This is a genomic window from Bacillus sp. 11C, assembly GCF_055486375.1.
The window spans coordinates 449,886-476,158 of record NZ_JBUPVZ010000001.1 but is presented as its reverse complement, the minus strand read 5'-3'; the positions used below and the strand labels follow the sequence as shown (position 1 = coordinate 476,158).

Sequence of the window (26,273 nt, the reverse complement as noted above, 5' to 3'; positions counted from 1 at the left end):
GAGAGTTTAACTCTCCTTTACCATTTTTGGGGGGGTTAATCATGTATGATAAAACAGTATCAATCAATTTAGATTCTAAGTGTAATGCGTCTTGTGATCATTGTTGTTTTTCTAGTTCGCCAACTTCTACAATTAAGATGGAAAAGGATTATATAAGAGACTTAGTTACTGAATTTGCAAAAAATAAAACCATTCAAGTAATTTCTTTTACAGGTGGGGAGATTTTTTTAGATTATACTTTTTTAAAAGAACTAATGGAAATCATTAAACCATATGAAAAACAAATAACGTTGATTTCTAATGGGTTTTGGGGTGTCAGCAGGAAAAGGGTTCAAGAATACTTTTATGATATGAATTTGTTAAATGTCGTAGCTTTAACTATAAGTTATGATGAGTACCATGCTCCTTTTGTCAAATCGTCCAGTATTAAAAACATATTAGAACATAGCAGGAAATACCCTGATATCGATATTTCTCTTAATATGGCAGTTACTAAAGACAAGATGTCTAACCGTATTTTGGAAGAGTTGGGTGATTCAATCTTAGGTGTAAAGATTACAAAATTTCCAATGATATCGGTTGGTGCTGCCAGAACTAGGATTAGACAAGAAAATATACATAAGTTTTACAATCTTGATGATGAGGATTCCTTATATTGTCCCGGATATGAGATTGTATATCATCATGACGGAGAGATTTATCCGTGTTGTTCCCCCGCTATTTTTGAAACAAAAATAACCTTAAGAGAAGAATATAATCAGAATTTCGAAAGAACAGTGGAAAAATTAAGTTCCAATTTGCTGTTATTTATTCTTAGGAAAGAAGGGTTCAAATGGTTCTTGGATATTTTAAAAGAAAACAATAAAATAGAAGATTTTGATATCCCTTATGAATTTTCTTCAATTTGTGGTGTTTGTGGTTCTCTATTTAACTCCGCGGAAAAAATAAACTACTTTTATCCTCACATGGAAAAATATTATTATGAAAATTTTAAAGTATGAAGATGAGAAATATGAAGTGATTGTGCAAAATAACGTTTTTATAAAAGATAAAATAAGTGGAGATTATTATAAGAAGAATTTAGATTCTCTTACAGATGAACAATTATCATATTTTAAGGCTTATAAAGAGAAAGTGTCGTCAAAGTTCTTTTATCTGTTCTTATCCTCTACGGCTATAATGTTCATATTGAATTATATTCATTTGATAAAATTGCAAAATGAGTTAACTCCTGTAATATTTGGATGGGGAATGTGGATAATTATAGCTATTTACTTTATAATGAATATAGTGCTTCATGAACTGGGACATGTTTATTCTTTAAAATTTTTTGGAAAAAAATTTGATAAATTTGGATTTAAACTGAATTTTTATGTGTTCCCTGCTTTTTATGTCCAATTGAATGAAACCTACATGTTATCCAGAAATGAAAAGATAATCGTTCATTTATTCGGGTTGTTTATCAATTATTTTATCATTAATATTCTAGAATTAATAAATCATTTTACAATTTCCAGTGAACCTTTAACGATGGCATTTATGCTATTCTCATCTACTTTACTGTGGAACTTAGTTCCAATATTGAATTCTGATGGCTACAAAATTCTTTTGGCTTTTCTCAGCTTAGACGAATATAGTCGCTTTAAAACAAACCATTGGTTAGTCCTTACTATTCAAATTATAGGAGTTGGCCTTGCGGTAAATTCCGTTGTACATTGGATATTATATATTGTAAACTAGAGTAAAAGATCTCCAAATCAATCATCGAAAAAACATTTCTTCAAGTGCCGAATCGGAGACGAAAGAGGTACCTCAAAAGCGAAAACAGTAGTAACCAATTAACAAAATAGAAGTGTCTCTTTCTTTATGTAAATATTTCCTAGGAGTATGCATATGAACATAGCGAATTATACTTTAAAAGTGAAAGGCAAAACGTTACTTCAGGACACTGACTTACATTTTTCGAGTGGGAAAATCAATCATGTTGTCGGAAAAAATGGGGTCGGCAAATCACAGCTTGCTAAAGACTTTTTGTTGAATAATAGCAAACGAATTGGCAGAGATATTCGTCAAAATGTATCTTTAATATCTAGCTCGTCGAATATACCTCATGATGTTTCTAAGGACTTTTTATTACACTTTTTGAGCGAAAAGTTTGATTCCGAAAAGATAAATAAGATTGCACATTTACTTAATCTTGATAATATCGACGGTAAAGTTCTTATTAAGAATTTGAGTGATGGCCAAAAGCAAAAATTAAAACTGCTTAGTTTCTTATTAGAGGATAAAAATATTATTGTTCTAGATGAAATAACGAATTCATTAGACAAAAAAACGGTTATAGAGATTCATGGCTTCATAAACAAGTATATTCAGGAGAACCCAGAGAAGATTATCATTAATATTACACATGATTTGTCTGATTTAAAGGCGATAGAAGGGGATTATTTTATATTTAATCACCAAGAAATCCAACAGTATCATTCAGTGGATCAATTAATTGAAGTGTATATAAATGAGTAATAAAACAGTGGGGGCTTAAGATGAAATTAGAGTTTAAAAAGAGTATAAGCAACAAAGTTTTCATTATTTTAGGATCTATGTTCGTGTTTTTATTTTTACTGGGATATTTTTTACTGGTAGGAATCGATAAAGTCAGCCATGTTACACCTGAGATGTTTTTCTTCAGCTCCTATACCGTTGCGACCCAGTTTGGTTTGATGTTATTTTCATTTGTTATAGCTTTTTTTATTAATAGAGAGTATTCAAACAAAAATATTCTCTTTTACAAATTAATAGGGGAAAACATCTATACCTTCTTTTATAAAAAGATAGCTGTTTTGTTTTTGGAATGTTTTGTGTTTATCGCGTTAGGCCTGCTAATTATATCGTTGATGTACGGTGATTTTTCACATTTTACATTATTACTGTTTTTATTTTCCGCAGTTATATTACAGTATATTTTCATTATTGGAACGATAAGCATGCTATGTCCAAATATATTAATTAGCATAGGTGTAAGTATCGTTTATTGGATGACTTCTGTTATTTTAGTAGCTGTAAGCAATAAAGTGTTTGGTTTTATTGCTCCATTTGAGGCAGGTAACACGATGTATCCCCGAATAGAAAGAGTATTACAATCTGATAACATGACACTTGGGAATAATGACATTTTATATATTATTTTATATTTAGTTTCAATCATGATCATAAATGCGATTATACTTCGCTTTTCTAAAACAAGATGGATCAAAATGGGCATATGATAAAGGAAGCTACTTCTCTCAGTGAAGTAGCTTTTTGTGTGCATCTATATTGTCGTTAAACTCTGAGATAAATCCATGTGGCCTGTTGATTTTGTTAAGGGGGGTCTTCCTGCTTGTATCACCCAATCTATTGTTGTTTTTCTTTCATCACCTTCATAAAGAGGAAAAAGATAATGAATACGATAAAGTAATTCATTGGATTCTTAAAGATGCTCATCTCTAGTGAAATCTGTAATAGTATCCAAAGTACGAAGATGGCTATTATGGCAGGAATGATGATTTTGTACATGTCGACCACCTCTTCCATATCAAAGCAGCCCTACAACAAAAAACTATTCGCCTGCACTACAAACTGCGACTGCTCATAATTATAAGAAATCTTCGAGAAATCAAACGGAACGCCATTCGTCAGGTGAAAAATACTTTCTATGTACAGCTTCGGCAGTCCAGCCTTCAGCCCTAAATATTCCGCTTCTTCCTCATTAAGCTGTCCCACGTGCAGAAACAAGTCAGAAAAACCAATTTTTAATCCTAGTCCTTCGCGGATGTAATGGAAAATTGAATGAGAAACGATTTCGTTGTTTAAATATGTCACGATGGATTTGCTGTAATAGGACTCTTCGAAGCATAAGGTTTGGTCGTTGATGTAACGGACCCTTTTAACAAAGTAGACGTCCTCATCAAGTCCGATGTTGAGGTTTTCCGCCGCTTCTTGTGTCGGCTTTCTCACGTCTAGTTCAATGACTTTTGAGGTGATATTGAAATCCTCAAGGTCTTTTTTAAATCCTTGATTCGACAGGAGGCTGATGTAGCCTTTGCGTTTATGCTTTCTGACGAAGATGCCGCTTCCTCTGAGCTGAAAGATCGCGCCTTTTTGTTCTAATAGATCCAAGGATTTTGTAATCGTGCTTTTGCTGACCTCAAATGTGGCCATAAGGGTTTCTAGCACTGGCAGTTTGTCTCCCTGTTTCAGCTCGTGTTCTTCTATATACTTTTCAATTTCTGCTGCGATTTGCTGGTACTTTAACATACGCATTCCTCATTTATTCGTTTAGTATCACTTGAAGAAAATTATAGCATAAACCGTTTACAAATATAGTTAGTGGATAAATATTTTGTTTGGGTATTGATAAATTATACCGGCACAATTATAATGAAAGCGTAACCAAAACAAAGGGGTGGGTGAAAATGTCGGGGAAAGTGAGAGATTATAGCAGACTAGCAAAAGACATTTTGGAGGCCGTAGGCGGGGAAGAGAATGTCATTGGAGCTTCTCGCTGCGCGACGAGGCTTCGGTTGGTGCTGAAGCGGTCTAACCCTAAAGCGAAGGATATCGTGAAATCGATGCCCGGCGTCATTACGGTGGTAGAGAACAGCGGCCAATTTCAGATTGTCATTGGACAGCACGTGGGAGAAGTCTTCGAAGAATTTTCAAAGCTGGTCAATATTGATCTGTCTGAGGAACAAAGCGAGAATAAAGGGACCGTTCTGAACCGGATTATTGCGACGATGTCAGCGGTGTTTGCGCCGTTTGTATACATTCTGGCCGCTGCTGGTATTCTGCAAGGCGCATTAATTATCATTAATTTATTGTTTGATGGTTTTGAGAAAACAGGAGCTTATCAGGTTTTTAGTTTCATATCTTGGGCGCCGTTTACGTTTTTACCTATTTTTATCGCAATTACGGCATCAAAGCATTTTAAGACCAACATGTATATCGCTGTGGCGTGCTGTGCCGCGTTAGTCAGTCCGACATGGGCGGAGATAGCCGTTCAAATCGCAGACGGAAAGAGTATTTCTTTCTTAGGGATTGCTTTATCGGAAACGACATACACGTCTTCCGTGCTGCCGCCATTATTTTTAGTGTGGATTTTGTCTTATGTTGAACGCTTCTTGAATAAGAGAATGAACGAAGTGGTCAGACCGTTGTTTGTTCCGTTTCTATGCATGGTCATTATGGTGCCGTTAACGATACTTCTGATTGGCCCTGTGACAACATTAGGCGCAAATGGAATTGCAAACGGTTACAACTTCTTGGCGGAAAACGTGCCGGCTTTAGCTGGAGCGATCATCGGCGCCTTCTGGCAGGTCATCGTCATCTTTGGCGTACATTGGGGCATCACGCCGATGGTATTGGCGAATTATGATTTATACGGACGGGATTCATTCCAGGCGTATCAAACGATTGCGGTCATTGCGCAGGTTGGGGCGGTGCTTGGCGTCATTTTAAAAGCGAGAAACAAGGAAACGAGAAAAGTCAGCGTTTCAGCTGGGGTCACAGGCTTGTTTGGCATTACAGAGCCGGCGATCTACGGTGTGACCTTGAGATTTAAGAAACCGTTTATCTTTGGCTGTATTTCCGGCGCGGTTGGGGCCGTTGTGGCAAGCTTTTTCAATCCGTATTACTTTGCGTATGCGGGGCTTCCGGGACCGCTGACGATCGTGAATGGCATCAATGAACAATTCCCGACGTCTATTTGGGGCATTTTGATCGGTGCGGCGATTGCGATTATTCTCCCTGTTGTGCTGATTCAGATCTTTGGTTACGGTGAGGATACAGCTGCACAGCCGGAAAAAGAAAATCCTCAAGCGGCACAGGCAAATGAAGAAACAGTATATGCACCGTTTAGCGGCAAGGTCATCCCGCTTTCTAAGGTGCCTGATGAGGTATTCAGTTCAGGCGCAATGGGACAAGGGTTGGCGATTGAGCCATCCGGAAATAAGCTTTATGCTCCGTTTGACGGAACCGTCGTCATGGTCGCGCCTACAAAGCATGCGATTGGCCTGCGTTCGGCGTCTGGCGTCGAGTTGCTGGTGCACATCGGACTGGATACGGTTACATTGGACGGCACTCCTTTTTCCTTGAAGGTGGGAGAGGGCGATACAGTCAAAAAAGGCGAAGTGCTTGTTGAATTTGATAAAGCTTTCATTGAAGAGAAAGGGTTAACAACGATCACTCCAGTCATCATCACGAATTCACATGCGTATCAGGAAATTCTCATCGAAGATATTGAAGAAAGTGCGTTAGACCAAAAATTATTTACAGTCGTAAGCTAAGGAGGAATAAAACATGGGACACATGCCGAAGGATTTTTTATGGGGCGGCGCATTGGCTGCCCATCAATTTGAAGGCGGATGGAATCAAGGCGGTAAAGGGCCGAGTGTAGTCGATGTGATGACAGCGGGTGCACACGGCGTGCCAAGAAAAATCACGGATACGATTGAAGAGAACGAGTTTTATCCGAACCATGAAGCTATTGATTTCTATCACAGATACAAGGAAGATATCGCTTTGTTTGCGGAAATGGGCTTAAAATGCTTGCGGACGTCCATTGGCTGGAGCCGGATTTTCCCGAAAGGCGATGAGGCTGAACCGAACGAAGCGGGCTTGCAGTTCTATGATGATGTGTTTGATGAATTGCTGAAGCATGGGATCGAACCGGTCATTACCCTGTCCCACTTTGAGATGCCGCTGCACCTGGCGAGGGAATATGGAGGCTTCAAAAACCGGAAAGTCGTTGACTTCTTCGTCAATTTCGCAGAGGCGTGCTTTAATCGTTACAAAGATAAAGTGAAGTACTGGATGACCTTTAACGAGATCAACAACCAAATGGATGTGAATAACCCGCTGTTCCTATGGACGAATTCAGGTGTTACGGTCGGCGAAAACGAAAACGCCAAGGAAGTGATGTACCAAACGGCGCACCATGAATTAGTGGCGAGCGCATTAGCGGTGGCAAAAGGAAAAGACATCAATCCAGACTTCCAGATCGGGGCCATGGTGTCACACGTGCCGATTTATCCTTTCTCCTCCAATCCTGAAGATGTGATGCTGGCTGAAGAAGAAATGAGACAGCGCTACTTCTTCCCGGATGTGCAGGTTCGCGGGTACTATCCAAGCTACGCGTTGAAAGAATTTGAACGAGAAGGCTATCACATTACGTTCGAAGACGGCGATGATGAGATTTTAAGAAAAGGAACCGTTGATTACTTAGGCTTCAGCTATTACATGTCAACCACTGTGAAAAGCGATGTAGAAAGTGATAATACAGGCGATATCGTTAACGGCGGACTGCCAAATGGTGTCGACAACCCGTACATCACATCCAGTGACTGGGGCTGGGCGATTGATCCAACCGGACTGAGATATACGTTAAACCGTTTTTATGACCGGTATCAAATCCCGTTATTCATCGTGGAAAACGGCTTTGGCGCGGTGGATACGGTGCAGGAAGACGGCAAAATCCATGATCCGGAACGCATCCAATATTTGAAATCACATATTGAAGCATTGGAAAAAGCGGTTACTTACGATGGTGTAGATTTGATTGGCTACACGCCGTGGGGCATTATTGATATTGTCTCCTTTACAACAGGCGAAATGAAAAAACGCTACGGCATGATTTATGTTGATCGTGATAATGAAGGAAACGGATCCATGAAACGATATAAGAAGGATTCATTTGAGTGGTACAAAAATGTGATCCAAACGAATGGCGAGGATTTATAAGCAGCTGGCCCGGTACGAGCGCTTTTACTGAAGTGCTTCGTTCCGGGTTTTTGTTGTGATGTGAACTGACATCCATTGATGGGAATAGATTACCAGCGCTGATCGTTATGTTATGATTTCACCTGTAAGATCCTTTTTTGTATAATTGAATATTAGAACGGAAGAAAGGGAGAGAGTTTGTGAGTAAAAAGGGATGAAAGCGGGTGTCTGGCTGAAGATTTTATGTTTACGATAGAGTTCCCTAAGCAATCTCCTGAAAAAAATTTGGTGAGGAAGGGGCAACATCACATTGAAAAACATTTTAATAAGAGCTGGGATATCACCATTTGATACATTTGATCCAGCTGAAATGATTGTTCGCAACTCCATTGGCGGTAACGTAGGAAACTTAGTATATGCCTACAGTGTGTTTCGTACGCTGATGACAGAAGGAACGACGATTACTCCTGATTATTATCGGATTAATGCGGCGGATGCGGAGCAAATCAATAAAAAATATGATATGTATATTATTCCGCTGGCAGATGCATTCCGCGAGGATTTTGTGCCTTCTTTACGAAAATATACCCAATTAATTAAGAAACTAACCATTCCGGTTGTTGTGATTGGGGTTGGTTTGCGGGCTCCGTTTGAGCCAAAATTAAATGAAGGTTTTCCTTTTGATGAAGATGTGAAGGCGTTTGTGAGTGCCGTGCTGGAGAGATCAAATATGATCGGTGTCCGCGGTGAGATTACAGCGAAATACCTTTCCAGATTAGGATTCCGTGAAGGCATTGACCATACGGTAATTGGCTGTCCTTCTATGTATGCGTTTGGAAGAGAGCTGAAGATTAGAGACACCACTATCACACCTGAATCAATGGTGACGGTTAACTCATCAAGGCTGTCTCCTAAGCATGTGCTGGACTTCATTACGAGAAGCATGAAAGAGTTCCCGAATCATTACTTCATCCCGCAATGGCGAAAAGAGATGATTTTGACGTATGCCGGGGCGCCTGCGATAGCGAAGCCTGCGGATAATTACCCTGTCAGCATGGAAGACCCAGCTTACCAGAATGATAGAGTCCGATTCTTTTTAAATGTGCCGACTTGGCTGGATTTCTTGAAACAAGCTGATTTGAGCTTTGGCGCAAGGCTGCATGGGAATATCGCGGCGGCAATTGCCGGAACACCGAGCCTTTTGCTTCCGAAAGATGCAAGAATGCGGGAATTAGCTGAATACCATCAGTTAACGCATATCATGGCAAATGAGATAACGGAGCAAACAAAACTGTCAGAATTAATTGAAACACTTGATTTTCACAAGCCTGAGAAACGGCAAGCGCAAAACTTTGACCATTTCATCAGCTTCCTGAATCAAAATGAATTGGATCATATTTATAAAGAGAAAGCGATTCCTGATACCGTTCCTTTTGACGAAAAACTATCTAACACCAAACTTCTTTCGCCTGTAACTACAGTTAGCGGCTGCAGTTCCACAGAAACAGCGAAACGCTGGGAAGCGCTTATGGCATTAGAAAATGCCAAAAAGGAAAAAACCATTAAAGATCTGAAGAACAAGGTCAAAAAGTATCAGGGCACTTTAAATAGAAAATCAGTGCGTTTCGCTTTAAAAACAGCAAATATGCTGAGCGGTAAATGATATTTCACTAACATTACAACTATATTACAAATGTATAAAACATGCAATATATTTGGAATAAAAAAGAAGCCGCAATGCTGCCAATCTGGCAATATTGCGGCTTTCTTATATTAATTGCGGATAAGGTAATCAAACGCGCCGAGAGCGGCAGTTGCACCTGATCCCATCGAAATAATGATTTGATTAAACGCGCTGTCTGTGCAGTCGCCGGCAGCAAATAAGCCTGGGACGCTTGTCGCGCCGTGCTTGTCGACGATGATTTCGCCGATACGGTTGCGTTCAACCGTATCATCTAACCAATCTGTGTTTGGCACAAGACCGATTTGGACGAATACACCTTGGAGTTCAACGTGTTTTTCTTCGCCTGTTTCACGATCCACGTATGTGATGCCGTTTACGCTTTTATCGCCTGTGATTTCTTTCGTTTGTGCGTTTTTCACGACAGTGACGTTAGGCAGGCTGTAGAGACGTTTTTGCAGGACTTCGTCAGCTTTCAGTTCCGGCGCAAACTCAAGCACAGTGACGTGTTTGACGATGCCCGCGAGATCGATTGCAGCCTCGATTCCAGAGTTTCCGCCGCCGATGACCGCTACGTCTTTGCCTTCAAACAATGGCCCATCACAGTGCGGGCAGTATGCGACACCTTTGTTTTTGAACTCTTGTTCACCAGGTACGTTGACATTGCGCCAGCGGGCACCTGTTGATAGGATCACTGTTTTGCTTTTCAGGACAGCGCCGTTTTCGAGTTCAAGTTCGAACAGGTCTTTCTTATCAAGGCGTTTTGCGCGCTGAAGGTTCATGACATCAATATCATATTCCTTCACGTGCTCTTCAAGGCTTGCCGCAAGCTTCGGTCCTTCCGTCGCTTTGACGCTGATGAAGTTTTCGATGCTCATTGTGTCGAGAACCTGTCCGCCGAAGCGCTCAGCAACGACACCGGTGCGGATGCCTTTACGCGCAGTGTAGATCGCTGCACTTGCCCCAGCTGGTCCGCCTCCGACAACAAGAACGTCAAACGGCTCTTTGTCAGCAAACTCGGATGCGTCTGCGCCGCTGCCCATTTTCGCAAGAATCTCTTCAAGCGTCATACGGCCGCTTCCGAAGGATTCGCCATTCAGGTAAACGGTCGGCACTGCCATGATGTTTTTGCTTTCAACTTCTGCTTTGTATGCTGCACCGTCGATCATCGTGTGCGTAATGTTCGGGTTGAGCACGCTCATCATGTTTAAGGCTTGTACAACGTCAGGACAGTTGTGGCATGTCAGGCTGATATAAGATTCAAAGTGGTATTCACCGCTGATCTTCTTCACCTGATCAATGACTTTTTGGTCTACCTTAGGCGGTCTGCCGCTTACTTGGAGCAGCGCCAAAACCAATGATGTAAATTCGTGGCCCAGAGGGATACCGGCGAATGTAACGCCAGTATCTTCTCCAACACGATTGACACTGAAGCTTGGCGTTCTGTTTAATTCAGCTTTTTCAACTGTGATTTTAGATGACATGGAAGCCAGCTCATCAACGAGAGCCAGCATGTCCTTAGAAATGTCATCTTCACCTGCGCTCACTTTGAGAACAATGTCATTCTCAATAAGCTGCATGTATTGATTTAATTGTGCTTTGATATTTGCATCAAGTACCAATGGAATGCACTCCTTAGATTTTACCTACTAGGTCAAGGCTAGGTGTAAGAGTTTCGCCGCCTTCTTCCCATTTAGCCGGGCAAACTTCACCTGGGTTTTGACGAACGTATTGTGCTGCTTTTACTTTGCTGATCAGGTTGCTTGCGTCACGGCCGATACCGCCTGCATTGATTTCTACAGTTTGGATGACGCCATCTGGATCGATGATGAATGTTCCGCGGTCAGCAAGACCAGATTCTTCGTCAAGAACATCGAAGTTGCGAGAGATCGTTTGAGATGGGTCACCGATCATTGCGTAAGTGATTTTGCCGATTTTTTCAGAGCTGTCGTGCCAGCCTTTGTGTACGAAGTGAGTATCTGTAGAGATAGAGTATACTTCAACACCTAATTCTTTAAGTGCAGCGTATTGCTCTTGAAGATCTTCAAGCTCAGTCGGGCATACGAAAGAGAAATCTGCTGGGTAGAAGCAGAATACGCTCCATTGACCTTTCAAATCTTCGTTTGTTACATCGATGAATTCACCGTTTTTAAATGCTTTCGCTTCGAATGGTTGTACTTCTTTTCCAATTAAAGACATAATATCTTCCTCCTAAATGTATTTGAAAGCAGAATCGCTTTCAATAATAATTCTAATTATATATCGATTATTAATTAATATATATTTTTTGTCAAGCCAAAACCCATTATTCACTTACTTTTTTTCGTCCTGTTTAAGGTATGACAGGAAGAGTATTGGCATTTCTTTTCAAGTAGATGAAAATGTAAATATGGGCTGTTTCTCAATTAGACAGGGTTTTCTGGGACTAATGTGAATCAGCATGTGTCAGTCCGTTCTAGGCATTTGAACATTTTATGAGACCATGGGCAAGGGGCAGAAAGATACGATTTGAACATATACCTTCAGTTCTCATACAATAAACCGATATAGAAAGTAAAAATAGAACGGAGCAACAAGCATGTCAACTTTTACATTATTTTCTTGGGGGCTGTTTCTCGCTATTATTGTATCACTGTTTATGATATTTAAAACATTACTTATGTCTCCTGTTGTTTGGGTGATTCTTTTATTGCTGTTTCTCTTTTTTAGAGGAAAGAAGAAATAAGATAAATAAACACGGTTCAGTTGAAACTGACCGTGTTTTTTGATGGCTGTTATTCAGACCAATTCGTATGAAAAACGCCGTCCATATCTGTCCGTTCGTACGTATGGGCGCCGAAATAATCGCGCTGCGCCTGCAAGAGGTTCGCATTGGAACGCCCTGTGCGGTAGCCGTCGTAATAAGAGAGCGCGGTTGTTAAGCATGGGAACGAGACGCCAGTGCCGATGCCCTCGCAAACAACTTTTCGCAGACCTGTTTGATAGCCTTGGAGCTTATCTGAGAAATAAGGCGCGATCAGCAGGTTTGATAGGTTAGGCCGCTCGCTGAATGCGTCGCTGATCACGTTTAGGAAATCTGCGCGGATGATGCAGCCGCCACGGAATATCAAAGCGATGTCTTTGAGCGGCAGGTTCCAGCCGTAAAGCTCAGACGACATTTTGTATTGGGCAAAGCCTTGTGCGTAGGCGCATACTTTCCCCATGTAAAGAGCCTGTCTGACGTATTCAACCCAAGTGTCTTTATCGAAGTGTTTTTCTTCAGCTTCCGGACCTGCTAACACGTCTTGAGCTGCCACCCGTTCTTCTTTCAAGGAAGACAAGTAGCGGGCGAACAAGGACTCTGTGATGATGGTGGACGGGATGCCGTTATCAATCGCCTGCATGCTCGTCCATTTTCCGGTGCCTTTTTGGCCGGTTTTATCAAGGATGACATCAATCAGAGGCTGTCCTGTTTGTTCGTCTTTTTTGCGTAAAATCTCAGCTGTAATCTCTATTAAATAGCTTTTCAGCTCACCTTGGTTCCATGTTTCAAAAATAGATGCGATTTCATCGAGCGGCAGGCGCAGTGTTTCTCTTAGAAACGTATACGCTTCTGCAATCAGCTGCATGTCAGCATATTCAATGCCATTGTGCACCATTTTTGTAAAGTGCCCTGCCCCTTTTGGGCCGATGTAGACACAGCACGGATCTTCTCCAACTTGAGCTGCGATTTTCGTCAGGATAGGAGCGGCTTTGTCATAGACGTCGCGATCTCCGCCCGGCATGATGGAAGGCCCTGTCAGCGCGCCGACTTCGCCGCCGGAAATGCCGACTCCCAGATAGCCGATGCCTTTTTCCTTCAGCTCGTCATATCTTCTTTCTGTATCTTCATAGTGGGAGTTGCCCCCGTCCATGATGACGTCGCCTTCTTCAAGCAAAGGCATTAATGATTGGATGACGGAATCTACGGGTTTTCCCGCTGTGACCATCAGAAAGATTTTTCTTGGTTTCTCTAACGATTGAACAAAATCTTTGAGCTCGTAGTACGGGCTGAGAGATTGTCCATCCAGCTTTTGGACAAGCTGGTCCGTTAAGTCTCTGGTGTAATTATAGACGGCGACGTTTTCACCTTTGTTTGCCATGTTTAAGGCGATATTGCTTCCCATTACGCCTAAGCCTATGACACCAATCGTATTGAACATGTGTTACAGCTCCTTCTTAATTTCATACAACTAAACTTAACAATAATATGAATCCAAGTCCAGCAACGGAAATAATCGTCTCCAGCAATGTCCATGTGGCAAATGTTTCTTTCATGCTTAATCCGAAGTACTCCTTGAACATCCAGAAGCCGGCGTCATTGACGTGGGAAGCGATGACACTTCCGGCGCCTGTTGCAAGCACGACTAATGCCAGGTTGACATCAGATTGTCCCAGCAACGGAATGACAAGTCCGGTTGTACTTAGCGCGGCAACAGTGGCTGATCCTAGAGAAATGCGCAGGATCGCCGCGATGAGCCATGCCAAGACGATTGGCGATAATGCTGTACCTTTGAATAAGTCCGCCACGTAATCGCCGACACCGCCGTTGATCAGCACTTGTTTGAAGGCGCCGCCTCCCCCGATGATCAATAGCATCATGCCGATTTGTGAAATGGCTGCTGAACAAGAGTCCATTACGGTTTTGATCGGAATGTTGCGTGCGATGCCCATTGTGTAGACCGCGACCAATAACGAAATAATCATAGCAGTCGATGCGTTTCCAATCAATCGGATAAAAGCTAAAACTCCGTTATCCGCAAATCCGATTGTTTCTTGAAGCAGGTCGATAATGGTCGCGATCGACATGATGATAATCGGAAGCATTGCAGTAAAGACGCTGATTCCGAAGCCGGGTGTCTCCTCAAGCTTGAACGTTTTTTGCGTGCCGAGTGATGCGATATTGCCGCTTTTCGCGAATGATGCAGGCACGATTTTTTTCGCGATCTTTGTAAACAAAGGCCCTGCGATGAGCACTGTCGGAACAGCAACCATAAAGCCGTACAACAGCACTTCCCCAATGTTTGCGCCGTACTCACCGGCAATCGCCGTAGGCCCCGGGTGCGGCGGCAGGAAACCGTGCGTGACGGACAGCGCCGCGACCATCGGAATTCCGAGATATAAAATAGAAATCTTCAATTCTCTTGAAATCGCAAATACAATCGGAATTAATAGAACCAATCCTACTTCAAAAAATAAAGCAATACCAATAATGAATGAGGCAATGACAACGGCCCATTGAATGTTTTTCTCGCCGAATTTGTTGACGAGCGTCATCGCGATGCGCTGTGCGCCTCCAGAATCCGCGATCAGCTTGCCCAGCATCGCACCGAGCCCGAAGATGAGTGCGATGTGGCCAAGAGTTCCCCCTATTCCTTGTTCAATAGAGCTGACAACTTTATCGAACGGCATCCCGAGTGCCAATGCCACGCCGAACGATACGATCAGCAAGGAAATAAATGTGTTTAATTTTAAGCCCATAATCAAAAGCAGTAAAGCTAAGATCCCAATTGCAACGATGATTAATGGCATGGTAGTGCCCTCCCCTTCGTGTCATGTACTAGTTGTGTGTGATTAAGCCTCTCTGATAATCTGCAATTTGTGTATATTGATTCTCTAACGATCTTGAGAGATTAATGAAAATCGGCATTAATTTTCTATATTCTTTGGCTGAATCTTCGATCGGCGTGTGTCTGTGCGTGCTGCCGACCATGTCGGACACGGCGTCGAATGAATCAATCTTTCCTGTTGCATACAGGCCTAAAATGCAGGCGCCGAGACATGAGCTTTCGTAGCTTTCCGGAACGACAACCTGTGATTCGAAGATATCCGCCATCATTTGGCGCCAAACCTCCGACCTTGCAAATCCCCCAGTCGCCTGGATGCGGGTTACCGGGCTATCCATGCATTCGGTTAACGCCAGGAACACCGTGTACAGGTTGTAAATGACACCCTCTAATGCAGCCCGTATCATATGCTCTTTCCTATGCGACATGGTCAGGCCGAAAAATGAGCCGCGTACATCTGGATTCCACAGCGGAGCGCGTTCTCCGGCGAGATACGGGTGGAACAGCAAACCGTCGGAACCGGGTCTGACGCGTTGGGCGATCTTCGTCAGCACGTCATATGGATCAATCCCCAGCCGTGTCGCTGTCTCGATTTCGGAAGAGGCAAATTCGTCTCTGATCCAGCGAAGCACGATGCCCCCATTGTTTACCGGTCCGCCGATGACCCAGTGCTTGTCCGTCAAGGCGTAGCAGAAAATCCGGCCCTTTTCATCAGTTTGCGGCTGGTCAATAATTGTTCGGATAGCACCGCTTGTCCCGATGGTGACGGCAATTTCGCCCTTTTTAACGGCGTTGACGCCGAGATTGGACAGCACGCCGTCGCTGGCGCCGATGACAAAAGGTGTTTCCGGATCGATTCCCATCTGTATCGCTAATTCCGGGCTGCAATGCTGAAAGATTTCAGTCGTTGGCACAAGTTTTGATAAGTGATCCGGCGTGATGCCTGCGATGCGCAGTGCTTCTTCATCCCAATCCAAACTTTTCAGGTTCATCATGCCTGTCGCTGATGCCATGGAGTAATCGATTACATACTCATTGAACAGCTGTCTAAAAATGTACTCTTTGATGCCGATATATTTTTTCGCCTTGGAAGCGATTTCTTTTCGTTCATTCGTGATCCAGGCTATTTTGCTTAACGGCGACATCGGATGGATCGGTGTTCCTGTCCGCTTGTACACCTCATGCCCGTTCAATTCATCTTTGATCTTATGCGCCCAGCCTTCGCTCCGGTTGTCGGCCCACGTGATGCATGGCGTCAGCGGCTGGTCATTTTCATCAATTGCGATGACACTGTGCATGGCGCTGCTGAATGAAATGAATGAGATCTGTTTTTCTGGATGCTGTTTTGTGATTCTCGCGGTAGTTTGGATGACGGCCTGAAAAATCGCTTCAGGGTCTTGTTCAGCCGTTGAGATGTCCGGTGTATAGAGCGGGTAGCCGATGCTTTCTTTCTGTACCACGTCTCCGTTTTTACTGAACAACACAGCTTTTGTGCTTGTCGTGCCGATATCGATTCCTAACATATAACTAGTCATTATTGTGTTCAGCTCCTTTTGCCAGCATTTGTTGTGAGAGCCACAGGTCTTCTACCTTTTCTTGCACATCATCAAAATTTTGGTGAAGAGACTGAATCATCAGTGCCCTGTCTTTTGCTTTAATGGCCTGAATATAAAGCTCATGGTTATCTAAAATCCTTGTGAAATCCTCGTGTTTTTCTTTTAATCGTGCCCGCATTGATAAAAGAATAAAGCTTTCCATAACGGGTTTTAGATTGTTCCAGATCATCTGAATGTATGAATGGTCGATCGCACGGATAATCGTTTCATGAAACAGCACGTCTTGAAATGAAAATTCATCTACGTCCTCGTATTTGATGGAGACTTTCATCATTTCAAGTATTTTGCTGAGGTCCTTGACTAAGGGCTCAATGTCGATTTTGACAAGCCGTTCAAAGACAAATGTTTCTAATAGTAAACGCACATCATAAATTTCCGTGATTTCCTTCTCAGTTAACCCAATTGCGACCGCTCCCATTCGTTCTAAGCGGATGATTTTTTCGGATGCGAGTATTTTTAACGCTTCGCGAACCGGCGAACGGCTTACTGAAAACTCGGCGGCGATCGTATTTTCTGACAAAATGGTACCGCTTTCAACCATGCCTGAAATGATCCGCATCCTCAGCTCGTATGCGACACGAACACCAGTTGATGCTTTTGAGAGCCATTTTGCGGGATACAACAGGTCTTTGGAGTCTAGCATACACTCACCTTCCTCACTCAAGGAGTATACTTGTATACAAGTATGATAACGTGAATGTTTCATTTATGCAAACACTTTCATTTCTAATTTTTATTAAAATTTTACCATAACTTATGGTATGTATTTCCAAACCCGATATGATACATTGGAGATAGATCGTGTAAGTGAATCATGTTTTGAAAGAGGCGATTTGGATGAAAATCATCATTGCACCTGATTCTTTTAAGGAAAGCTTATCAGCTTTGGAGGCCGCTGACGCGATAGAAAGAGGTTTCAAATCGGTTTTTCCGAATGCTGATTACAGAAAACTGCCGATGGCGGATGGCGGTGAGGGCACCGTTCAGTCTCTGGTTGATGCCACAAACGGATGGATCAAAGAACAGGTTGTCACGGGGCCGCTGGGAGAACCGGTGGGAGCGTTTTTTGGCATGATGGGAGATGGGAAAACAGCAGTGATTGAAATGGCTGCCGCTTCAGGTCTTCATCTCGTGCCTGTTGAAAGGCGCAATCCGCTCGTCACGACAACAAGGGGGACGGGAGAATTAATGGCAGCGGCTCTTGACACGGGCGCAGAGCATTTGATTATCGGGATCGGCGGAAGCGCAACGAATGACGGAGGAGCCGGGATGATTCAAGCATTGGGCGGAAGGCTTCTTGATGAATCAGGCCGTGAGATCGGGTTCGGAGGAGGCTCGTTATCTCAGCTCGCATCAATAGATATAAGCGAGCTTGATTCCAGATTGGAGAATGTCAAACTGGAGGTCGCCTGCGACGTGGACAATCCGTTAATCGGGCCAAAAGGAGCTTCGGCTGTCTTCGGGCCGCAAAAAGGCGCGACAGACGACATGGTGGAAGTGCTGGACCAGAACCTAACCCATTTCGCGGATGTGGCAGAAAAAGCGCTCGGAACAGCCTGCAGGGAAATAAAGGGCGCCGGCGCAGCGGGCGGTCTCGGGTGGAGTCTGCTGGCTTTTCTTCATGCTGATTTGAAAAGAGGCATTGATATTGTGCTTGAAGCGGTTGATTTTGAAGATGAAGTTCAGGATGCGGATCTTGTGATCACCGGGGAGGGGCGGATTGACAGCCAAACGATTTATGGGAAAACACCGATCGGCGTGGCCAAAGCGGCTAAATCATACGATGTGCCCGTCATTGGCATAGCGGGATCAGTATCACGAGACAGTGATGCCGTCTATCAACATGGAATTGATGCGCTTTTTAGCATCGTTCCCGGCGCCGTGCCTCTTGAAGACGCGTTTGAACATGCCGCAGAATACATGGAAAGAACGGCTCGGGATATTGCCGCATCCATCAAATTAGCGAAAACGATCTTTCTCATATAGCCGGCGCACATGCCGATGCATAGCCATCCTCCTTTTGGGGTAGAGACAGTTAACCACACAATAAGGCATTCATCCTAGAAGGAGGACGACGACATGACACTACAAGAAATCAAAGGCAAAAAACTCGTAAAAGGCATTGCGCCAAATGTCGAGCCAGATGCCCTGTTAAATGATAAACGAAAAGTATTTTTGTTTGGTTCCCCGAGTTACACAAACATTGGAGACCAAGCGATTGCGTATGCGGAAGAGAAATTTATCAAAAATCATTTTCCGTATTATGAATATATTGAAATTATGGATTATGCGACGGATGAGGGCATTGAACTGGTGAAGGAAATTATTCGTGAAGACGATATTGTCTGCTTTACCGGCGGAGGAAATTTAGGAAACCTTTATCTCGATATTGAGGAAGATAGAAGGAAGGTTTTCTTGGCGTTTAAGGACTATAAATCGATTTCTCTGCCGCAATCCGTTTATTTTGAAGACACAGAGGATGGAAATAAAGAAAAGAAAAAAACACAGGACGCGTACCATCAAAATTCTAACTTAACGATTGCCGCTCGTGAGACACAGACGCTGGATGTTGTGAAAGAGACCTTCAATTCCAATGTGATTTTTACACCGGATATGGTGCTCTCCTTGGATATTGTGCCGAAAGAGCTTGAGCGGGACGGCGTTCTCTTTATTTTAAGAGCGGATAAGGAGAAAGTGACCGACGAAGATTTTATTTCACAGATGAGAAAGTGGGCAGAAAAACAACCTATACGGAACGTACCGATACGGTGCTGGACACGGTAGACACCATTGATTACGCCGATCGTGAAAAACATTTTATGGAGATGCTTGACCGCATCGGTTCCAGTAAATTGGTGATCACCGACCGGCTTCACGCGATGATTTTCTCGATTATCACCAAAACACCTTGCCTTGTCTTTGGAAACAGTTACGGCAAAGCTAAACATTCGTACCGGGATTGGCTCGAAAGCTTAAACTTCATTGAATACACAGATCAACATGATAGAAAAGAGCTGGAGCGCATGATTGACCGCCTGCTTCAAGCAGAACCGAATGAAGTTGATTTATCCAAGGATTTTCAGCCGCTGGTTGATTTTTTTAAATCATAAAAGAAAAAGCAGACTGATGACAGTCTGCTTTTTTGTGTTAATGATCGTTTTCCAAAGAAACGATTTCATCAATGATCCGCGCTTGCTCTTTCTCAGCCACTTCGTTTGAGATGATATCTTCCTTTGATAAGTTCTCGATCGCTTGGTACTGGGCGTATAACGAATGTTTTTTCAAGATGGTTTGCTGTTTGTTTTTGAGTTCCGGGTATGTTTCAAATAATTGGTTTGTTTGTTGATGCAGCTGGCTGACTTCTTCTTTGTACTGGTCTGTCAGTTCACTGGAGACAGCTTCGTGTATCAGCAAATTGTGTTTGACTTGCTGGACTTCTTGAATAGCGGTTTCTAGCCGGTGTCCTTTTGCAAGCAATTCTTCATATTCCTGATTGCCCTCTTCCTTTTGATTCACGCCTAACCGTTCCAGAAGCGGCTTAATGGTGAGCCCCTGAACAACAAGAGAGAACAAAACGACACTGAAGGCGAAAATCAGAATGTCTTCACGCCCCGGGAAGTCTCTTGGCAGGCTCAGCACGAGTGCAATGGACAGAGAGCCCTTCAGCCCGCCCCAATTGATGGTATGCTTCCATGTAGCCGGGAATTTCTTGATAAAGGCCAGACTGATATAGACGGCGGCACTTCGGGCGATGAGCACAATGACAATGGCCATAATCGCCAACCCCCATTTGTCAGTCAGGTCAATTCTCGTGATCTCAAGTCCGACCATTAAAAAGACAAGGGAGTTTGCGAGCAAGGCGGCGACGTCCCAAAAGTTATTGATATTCAGCTTGGTCGTCGGGCTCATGCCGATTTTGGCGCCGTAATTGCCGAAAATAAGCGCGGCGACTACGACAGCGATTACGCCGGAGGCACCTGCCATTTCTGCCAATAGAAATGAACTGTAAAACAGAATGATACTAAAAATAATTTCTAAAGGGTAATCATCAAAATACTTTGTGAGCTGGGAAAAGACAAATCCTAGAGCGCCTCCGATAATGAGGCCGAGGGAAATGACTTTGACAAACTCCCACAAGCCTAAACCGGCGCCTTGGATGCCGAGATCTAAATAAGTCACTAAGTAAAAGGCGGAAATGTTGAACAGCACTACCGCCAGCCCGTCATTGAACAGGCTTTCTCCTTCAACGACAATCGAAAGCTTTTTCGGCGCACCGACGCTTTTGAAAATGGACAGCACACTGACTGGGTCTGTCGCACTCATCAGCGCGGCAAACACAAACGCCGCCGGAATGGCTAAATGCATCAGCCACATGGAAGAAAAGCCGACGATCAGAAACGAGATGAGCGTGCCGCCGAAGGCCAGCGCCAGAACGGGACGCTTATTTTCTCGCAAATGGGAAAAGGGCAGCTTCAGCGCCGCTTCTCCTAATAAAGCCGGCAAGAACAGCGTAATGATGACGAAGTTAAAGACTTCGCCCTCAGTGATAAAATCTTTCAGCGGTTCGAAGAGCGGAATATGTACAAGTCCAATGATCGTGCCGACAATCACGAGTGCGATCGGATAAGGCTGTCTGCACTTCTTGGCAATCGCGGTAATACCGGCTGCAATCATGACCAACAAAAAACCTAGTTCGAAAATATGATGCAAATCTAAGTGTTCCATTAGAACCTCCTTTTATGAATTGTGTAACTAAAAAATTACCCTCATTTTGTCATTGGTAATCATATCATATGTAAAACAATCCTTTGCCAATCTGCGGAAAAGCAAAAAAGCAGGCAATTTGCCGGCTTTTGGTTTTTTATTCTATAAGCCAATGGAATTGACTACACTCGATACATGAGAATGAACGTTATCAAAAGATAGATGATCCTTCATTTTATCCGTGACACTGTCAATCGCTTTTCCTGACATATGATGGTCGAGAATGTCCCGCTTTGTCTTAACTGCCTGCTCGTTATCTGTGATGTGATCAAGGATTGAAGACAGGTTTTTGCGGTCTTCCTGAAAAGCATAGCTTAGTTGTTTTTTGATTGAATTCATCAGTGCCAATTTTTGTTCTTGTCTTTTCTTCGCTTTGTACGCCGCCAATTGTTCTGGTGTCATTTCAGAAGTATCAAGATGGGCATTTGAAAAAAGTGAAGTGGTTGAATGCTGGCTTGTCACTCTTTGCCTAAAACGGTCTGCATCTGTAGGTTTTTTATTCATAAAATCCATGTCTCTTTCTCTCCCTTATGAAATCCCCATCCGGCTTGCTGCGGCCAGATCTGCATCATGGTAAGCGTGCCCCATATGTCCAAGGTCATCTGCAACCATCTGAAGCAAGTGCTGTAAATGAAGCGCGGCATCTACTGCCTGATCATATTTTTCTTTTGAGTAAAAAAGGTGATGCGGTTTGTTCATTTTAAGTTTATTGATCAGATCATCGACATCAGAAATGGCTAATTCATCATATGCGCCAAAACCAACCATTCGTGCATGCATGTTCCTGACATCCTCAATAGAATCCTTTACTTTGTCATCAATTCTTTCAATCTGGCGAATAATCCTAGACCATTCCGATTCAGCGATATGTTTTAACTGCGTGCTTGTATTCATCAATACATGCGACTTAATGAGGATTGAAACACCTGTATTGGCTTTCACATTGGTTGATTTCATTTGCTTAAGCATCGTTAATGCAAAGTCAGGATTGTTTTTTAACACATCATCAACAGTTTGGACAGAGCCATCTGAATTGAAGTGATATCGGTCCAGATTGTGACTTCCCATCAAGGCTTCGACAAATAGTGATACATCAAGAGATTGATTGTTGTAACGTTTAAATGCAAGGCCCAACATCTTTACTGCATCAGGAAGGCGATTATTTTGTACACCGTTCGGCAAAGCCTCGTCATACATCACTTTCACATTACCTATTTCAGCAGCATCCCGATTCAACAAAGATAATCCATCATTTAAATTAATATATTCTGTTAAACGGCTGCGGAAATCCCCTTTTAACGCTCGGGCTTTGACATCCTCAGGCAGGTTTTCATATATGTTAGGATTTTCGAAAGTAACGCCGCGTTTGATAAAGTCATTCATTACGACTGCATAGCATGCATTAGAACCGCCTAAAGAGTGACCGGTGACTTGAATGTCAGCATTTTTAAAGTCTTTATGTATTTTTTTTGCATATTGATCTGCCTGAATGGCTTGGTTCTCCGTCCCGTCATCAAATGGTTTTTTGCCAACCAAATAACTGGTATCCATATGGAGCCAATCCTGTAAAATCTCATTTGAATATTCAGGAACCCCTTGTGCGTAGTCATAGAAAGAACCATCTTCATCTTTAGGAATGTTGATTCCCTTTTTCTCTAATTCTTTAATAAGCTGTTCCCGCTCTTCACGATATGGCTTTATTGTGTCTTGTAATTGGCCGGAGCCGATGGGTTCTGATCCGCGGTAGGCGATGATGGCGTTTTGGATTTTTTCAGGGTGTTTGCCTTCAAGGGAATTACGATAATCCTCTCTAGTAACAAGTGTGAGGGCGTTAAGGCCCTTTTCTGTTTTTTTATAATCGATAACGTATAATCTTTCTCCATTACTAACTTCAATAGTCTCTCCAACATGGTATTTTTCTATTTTATAAGCATTATTTGAAATAAGGTTGAAATCTTCAGCGGTTAATTTTTTTGAACTGTATTTAGACAATCACAACACTCCTAATCTTTACATATCTAGTATAATAAAATAAAAAAGGGTGAAAAACCATGTCGTTTTCCAAAAAAACACTTTTTGTTGGTATGATTATAGTTTTTTTAATAGGAATTGTTTACTTTAATCATAATCAATCATCAGATAAATCTGGAGGGGATCATAGCGTGAACACAAATGAAAAAAATGAACAAAATGAACAACAAAAGGCAGAAGAATACGCTGAAAAAATGAAACCGAAAATAAAGGAAAAATTGAAAAAAGATGATATCCATCATTTTGTTAATGATATAACATTCGATAAGGATGTCTCAATCAGTCCAATGGGAATGATCGAACTATCAGGGTACGTAAACAACAACCCGGAAAAGTTCTCATTCGATGTCTCTTTGAGATATGGAACTGATAAAGTAGATTCCATAGGTTATGATAAAGACTTAGCGGACCGATTTGAAAACTGGGATGATTTTGATAAAGAGGTCAAAGAAGACTTTTTAAATAGTTTATCGAAAGAAGAACGAGAACAATATTTAAAAGACATAGGGGAAATAAAATAATCTATGAAAAAACAAGCGCCATTTAAACTATTAGCTTTTGTTAGCGTCTTGTTAATCGTAATGGTTGGTTTCATTTATGAAATCAAAAAAACGTCAGACACTTCTAAAGGTAAAAAGTACATAACTAATAAAGAAAAAAGTGACCAAGAAAAAGCTGAAGCATATGTCGAAAAAATGAAACCAAAAATAAAAGAAGAACTAAAGAAAGAAGACATACACCACTTTATAAAAGATATTAAGTTTGATCAGAAGGTTACAATAAGTCCAATGGGAATGATTGAAGTTACTGGTTACATCAATAATGAGCCGGAAAAGTTCTCATTTGATGCCTCTTTATATTATAAATCGAATGAAGTAGACTCAAAAGGATATTCTCAAGAAGTGGGAGACCGTTTTACAGACTGGAGCCAATACAGCAAGAAAGAAAAAGAAGAATACATCAAAACCGCTTACCCCGATAAAAAAGAGCGTGAACAGTATTTAAGAGATATAGGAGAGTGAAAATAAACAGGCGTTTTGCCTGTTTATTTTAGTGATCGGTTTACTTCCTCCTCTTCGCCATTCCCCAAGTCACCAGTCCGGCAACAACAGCCGCAGATACAATCGGGCGCTTCGTAGCTTTCGTGTAATAGCTTCTGGACCGCAGCCATTCTTTATTTGTCCCCCTGTCATGCATGCCGTAGTCGGCATGATAAAGCGCGCTTTCTTCACGTGGTTTGGACGGTCTTTCGGCATGCTGGCTGTGGTACATGATTTTTTCCATCAGTTTGTCGGTCAGCCGGGGGAAAAGAGCGCCCAGCATGGCGATGGTTTTTGCCTGTGAGCCGATGTACATGTCGCGCTTCGGGTGTTCGGCGGCAAACAGGATGGCTTCGGCGACCGCTTCCGGCGGGTAGATCATCGAGCGGTAATGAGCCGGCTGTTTGTCGAGGTAGCTGTGAGCATGCTCGTTGTAGGGCGTGTCAATTCTGCCTGGATGGATGAGCGTAACCGAGACGGGTGCCTGTTCTTTTTCGAGCTCCATTCGGATGCTTTCCGTCCATCCGTGAAGCGCAAATTTGGCTGACGCATATGCGGATTGAATGACCGTTCCCCTGTCGCCGAACAGGCTTCCTACATTGATGAGTGCGCCCGGCACGCCTCTGCTGGTGTAGTGTTTGACGGCCGCTCTTGTTCCGTAGACAGGTCCCCAGAAGTTTGTGTCAAAGCGGCCGAATGTGCTGATCGCGGTTTCTGCGATGCGGTTGATGTCTTCTTCTTTGCTGACATCCGCCTTCACCCATATCGCGTCATGCCCTTTTTCCTTTAATTCTTCAGTAAGATCCTTCAAAGCCTCTTCATTTCGCGCTCCTGCCACAACCTTCGCGCCTTTTTCAGCTGCCATTCGCGCAGTGACAAGTCCGATTCCGCTTGAGGCGCCGGTAATCACGATCACTTGATCCTTGAGTTGTTTCAATCTGAGCTTCTTTTTCGTGCCCGGGTTCTGTTGTTCAAGCTTTTCCATATTCGTGAGTGAATCATCGTTTGTCATTGAGATCCCTCCTAGACGCTGTTTTTCTACATTTACCCCATCCGGGAGGTCCTTACCCCTTTTTGACAATCACAGGGTTCTTTTTTATATTATATAAGTCGCTCTACCATACCTAGGAGGGAATGTTTTAATGACTAGCAGAGGAGATTCACGTGAAAAAATTCTTCACACGGCGTCACGTCTGTTCCAGCTTCAAGGATATCACGCGACGGGTTTGAACCAGATTGTGAAAGAAAGCGGTGCTCCTAAGGGATCGCTTTATCACTTTTTCCCGAACGGCAAAGAAGAATTAGCAGTTGAAGCGGTTACATATACAGGAAAACTGATTGAACATCTGATACAGCAAAGCATGGATGAATTCTCTGATCCAATAGAAGCGATTCAGCGATTTATCAAAAAAACAGCCAGCCAGTTTGACAATACAGAAAGCATTCAAGGCCTTCCAGTCGGTTTGCTGGCGAGTGAGACAGCGTTAATCAGTGAACCGCTGCGGACGGTTTGCATGAAGGTGTTTAAAAGCTGGGAAGCGGTTTTTGCCAGAAAACTAATGGAAAACGGATTTGCAGAAGAAGAAGCGAATCAGCTTGGAATGCTAATCAATTCGATGATCGAGGGCGGCATCATGCTTTCGTTAACGAATAAAGTCAAAACGCCTCTTCTTCTCATTGCCGAACAAATTCCAGTGCTGGTGAGAAAAAAAGGGTAGCATTTTGTTATCCTTTCTCCTAAAATTGTATAGAACGGTCTAGTGATGTATATTTTAATATATAGACTGGTCTAAATTGGAGG

General features: G+C 42.8%; 23 protein-coding genes and 1 pseudogene. 12 read left to right on the top strand and 12 right to left on the bottom strand.

The features are described from left to right. Nucleotides 1–41 precede the first annotated feature (41 nt). From ACY3LV_RS02380 to ACY3LV_RS02365, 4 genes are all read left to right on the top strand, one after another. Nucleotides 42–1,001: a YydG family radical SAM peptide epimerase gene (locus tag ACY3LV_RS02380; RefSeq protein ID WP_148963209.1), complete on the top strand. Its 960-nt coding sequence runs from the start codon at nucleotides 42–44 to the stop codon at nucleotides 999–1,001. Continuing rightward, the gene (locus ACY3LV_RS02375) at nucleotides 982–1,740 is read left to right on the top strand and encodes a peptidase (protein ID WP_464863336.1); all 759 of its coding nucleotides are present in this window, start codon (nucleotides 982–984) and stop codon (nucleotides 1,738–1,740) included. Before ACY3LV_RS02380 ends, ACY3LV_RS02375 begins: the two co-directional genes overlap by 20 nt. Before the next feature lie 153 nt (nucleotides 1,741–1,893). Continuing rightward, nucleotides 1,894–2,523, top strand: coding sequence for an ATP-binding cassette domain-containing protein (locus tag ACY3LV_RS02370; protein ID WP_148963211.1), 630 nt, complete (start codon nucleotides 1,894–1,896; stop codon nucleotides 2,521–2,523). Nucleotides 2,524–2,543: 20 nt separating this feature from the next. After that, a complete protein-coding gene (locus ACY3LV_RS02365) occupies nucleotides 2,544–3,266 on the top strand; it encodes a peptide ABC transporter permease (RefSeq protein WP_464863335.1) in 723 nt (240 codons plus the stop codon). A 127-nt stretch (nucleotides 3,267–3,393) separates the two neighbouring features. Here the strand turns inward: ACY3LV_RS02365 and ACY3LV_RS02360 are convergent, their stop codons facing one another. Continuing rightward, on the bottom strand, nucleotides 3,394–3,555 hold the full coding sequence (locus tag ACY3LV_RS02360) for a hypothetical protein (protein WP_333562202.1): 162 nt from the start codon (nucleotides 3,553–3,555) through the stop codon (nucleotides 3,394–3,396). A 30-nt stretch (nucleotides 3,556–3,585) separates the two neighbouring features. Next, a complete protein-coding gene (locus ACY3LV_RS02355; RefSeq protein WP_148963215.1) occupies nucleotides 3,586–4,296 on the bottom strand; it encodes a GntR family transcriptional regulator in 711 nt (236 codons plus the stop codon). Between the two features lie 158 nt (nucleotides 4,297–4,454). On the opposite strand from ACY3LV_RS02355, the gene ACY3LV_RS02350 reads away from it, so the two are divergent. From ACY3LV_RS02350 to ACY3LV_RS02340, 3 genes are all read left to right on the top strand, one after another. Then, a complete protein-coding gene (locus tag ACY3LV_RS02350) occupies nucleotides 4,455–6,323 on the top strand; it encodes a beta-glucoside-specific PTS transporter subunit IIABC (protein ID WP_464863334.1) in 1,869 nt (622 codons plus the stop codon). Between the two features lie 13 nt (nucleotides 6,324–6,336). Further along, nucleotides 6,337–7,776, top strand: a complete 1,440-nt coding sequence (gene bglA, locus ACY3LV_RS02345; protein ID WP_464863333.1) for a 6-phospho-beta-glucosidase BglA — start codon at nucleotides 6,337–6,339, stop codon at nucleotides 7,774–7,776. 289 nt (nucleotides 7,777–8,065) lie between these two features. Further along, nucleotides 8,066–9,418: a polysaccharide pyruvyl transferase family protein gene (locus ACY3LV_RS02340; RefSeq protein WP_464863332.1), complete on the top strand. Its 1,353-nt coding sequence runs from the start codon at nucleotides 8,066–8,068 to the stop codon at nucleotides 9,416–9,418. A 110-nt stretch (nucleotides 9,419–9,528) separates the two neighbouring features. Here the strand turns inward: ACY3LV_RS02340 and ahpF are convergent, their stop codons facing one another. The 6 genes from ahpF to gntR form a co-directional block, all read right to left on the bottom strand. Continuing rightward, on the bottom strand, nucleotides 9,529–11,058 hold the full coding sequence (gene ahpF, locus ACY3LV_RS02335; RefSeq protein WP_464863331.1) for an alkyl hydroperoxide reductase subunit F: 1,530 nt from the start codon (nucleotides 11,056–11,058) through the stop codon (nucleotides 9,529–9,531). Between the two features lie 13 nt (nucleotides 11,059–11,071). Then, a complete protein-coding gene (gene ahpC / locus ACY3LV_RS02330) occupies nucleotides 11,072–11,635 on the bottom strand; it encodes an alkyl hydroperoxide reductase subunit C (protein ID WP_464863330.1) in 564 nt (187 codons plus the stop codon). Nucleotides 11,636–12,210: 575 nt separating this feature from the next. Then, nucleotides 12,211–13,617 carry a decarboxylating NADP(+)-dependent phosphogluconate dehydrogenase gene (gene gnd, locus ACY3LV_RS02325; RefSeq protein WP_464863329.1) on the bottom strand — a complete coding sequence of 469 codons (1,407 nt, stop codon included), beginning with the start codon at nucleotides 13,615–13,617 and terminating at the stop codon, nucleotides 12,211–12,213. Nucleotides 13,618–13,639: 22 nt separating this feature from the next. Continuing rightward, nucleotides 13,640–14,986, bottom strand: a complete 1,347-nt coding sequence (gntP, locus tag ACY3LV_RS02320) for a gluconate permease GntP (protein ID WP_087991821.1) — start codon at nucleotides 14,984–14,986, stop codon at nucleotides 13,640–13,642. A 28-nt stretch (nucleotides 14,987–15,014) separates the two neighbouring features. Further along, nucleotides 15,015–16,556, bottom strand: a complete 1,542-nt coding sequence (gene gntK / locus ACY3LV_RS02315; RefSeq protein ID WP_464863328.1) for a gluconokinase — start codon at nucleotides 16,554–16,556, stop codon at nucleotides 15,015–15,017. Further along, nucleotides 16,549–17,280: a gluconate operon transcriptional repressor GntR gene (gene gntR / locus ACY3LV_RS02310; protein WP_148963226.1), complete on the bottom strand. Its 732-nt coding sequence runs from the start codon at nucleotides 17,278–17,280 to the stop codon at nucleotides 16,549–16,551. The genes gntK and gntR overlap by 8 nt, the downstream gene beginning before the upstream one ends. Before the next feature lie 194 nt (nucleotides 17,281–17,474). Between gntR and ACY3LV_RS02305 the strand changes: the two genes are divergently transcribed. Further along, nucleotides 17,475–18,623 (top strand): glycerate kinase, encoded by a 1,149-nt coding sequence (locus ACY3LV_RS02305; RefSeq protein ID WP_464863327.1) that lies wholly within the window; start codon nucleotides 17,475–17,477, stop codon nucleotides 18,621–18,623. 93 nt (nucleotides 18,624–18,716) lie between these two features. Beyond that, nucleotides 18,717–19,747 (top strand): annotated as a pseudogene (locus ACY3LV_RS02300) (polysaccharide pyruvyl transferase family protein). A gap of 37 nt (nucleotides 19,748–19,784) precedes the next feature. Here the strand turns inward: ACY3LV_RS02300 and ACY3LV_RS02295 are convergent. From ACY3LV_RS02295 to ACY3LV_RS02285, 3 genes are all read right to left on the bottom strand, one after another. Then, nucleotides 19,785–21,362, bottom strand: a complete 1,578-nt coding sequence (locus tag ACY3LV_RS02295; protein ID WP_464863326.1) for a Na+/H+ antiporter — start codon at nucleotides 21,360–21,362, stop codon at nucleotides 19,785–19,787. A gap of 141 nt (nucleotides 21,363–21,503) precedes the next feature. Further along, entirely contained in the window at nucleotides 21,504–21,914 is a 411-nt protein-coding gene (locus ACY3LV_RS02290; protein WP_464863325.1) for a hypothetical protein, read from the bottom strand. 15 nt (nucleotides 21,915–21,929) lie between these two features. After that, on the bottom strand, nucleotides 21,930–23,393 hold the full coding sequence (locus ACY3LV_RS02285; RefSeq protein WP_333562171.1) for a lipase: 1,464 nt from the start codon (nucleotides 23,391–23,393) through the stop codon (nucleotides 21,930–21,932). 59 nt (nucleotides 23,394–23,452) lie between these two features. Between ACY3LV_RS02285 and ACY3LV_RS02280 the strand changes: the two genes are divergently transcribed. Together ACY3LV_RS02280 and ACY3LV_RS02275 are read left to right on the top strand one after the other, a co-directional pair. Beyond that, the gene (locus tag ACY3LV_RS02280) at nucleotides 23,453–23,953 is read left to right on the top strand and encodes a DUF1433 domain-containing protein (RefSeq protein WP_148963231.1); all 501 of its coding nucleotides are present in this window, start codon (nucleotides 23,453–23,455) and stop codon (nucleotides 23,951–23,953) included. Between the two features lie 3 nt (nucleotides 23,954–23,956). Beyond that, nucleotides 23,957–24,454 (top strand): DUF1433 domain-containing protein, encoded by a 498-nt coding sequence (locus tag ACY3LV_RS02275; RefSeq protein WP_464863324.1) that lies wholly within the window; start codon nucleotides 23,957–23,959, stop codon nucleotides 24,452–24,454. A gap of 40 nt (nucleotides 24,455–24,494) precedes the next feature. On the opposite strand, the gene ACY3LV_RS02270 is transcribed toward ACY3LV_RS02275, so the two are convergent. After that, complete coding sequence (locus ACY3LV_RS02270) at nucleotides 24,495–25,484, bottom strand: SDR family oxidoreductase (RefSeq protein WP_464863323.1); 990 nt, start codon at nucleotides 25,482–25,484, stop codon at nucleotides 24,495–24,497. A 130-nt stretch (nucleotides 25,485–25,614) separates the two neighbouring features. On the opposite strand from ACY3LV_RS02270, the gene yxaF reads away from it, so the two are divergent. Continuing rightward, the gene (gene yxaF, locus ACY3LV_RS02265) at nucleotides 25,615–26,190 is read left to right on the top strand and encodes a transcriptional regulator YxaF (protein WP_289348873.1); all 576 of its coding nucleotides are present in this window, start codon (nucleotides 25,615–25,617) and stop codon (nucleotides 26,188–26,190) included. Nucleotides 26,191–26,273 lie beyond the last annotated feature (83 nt).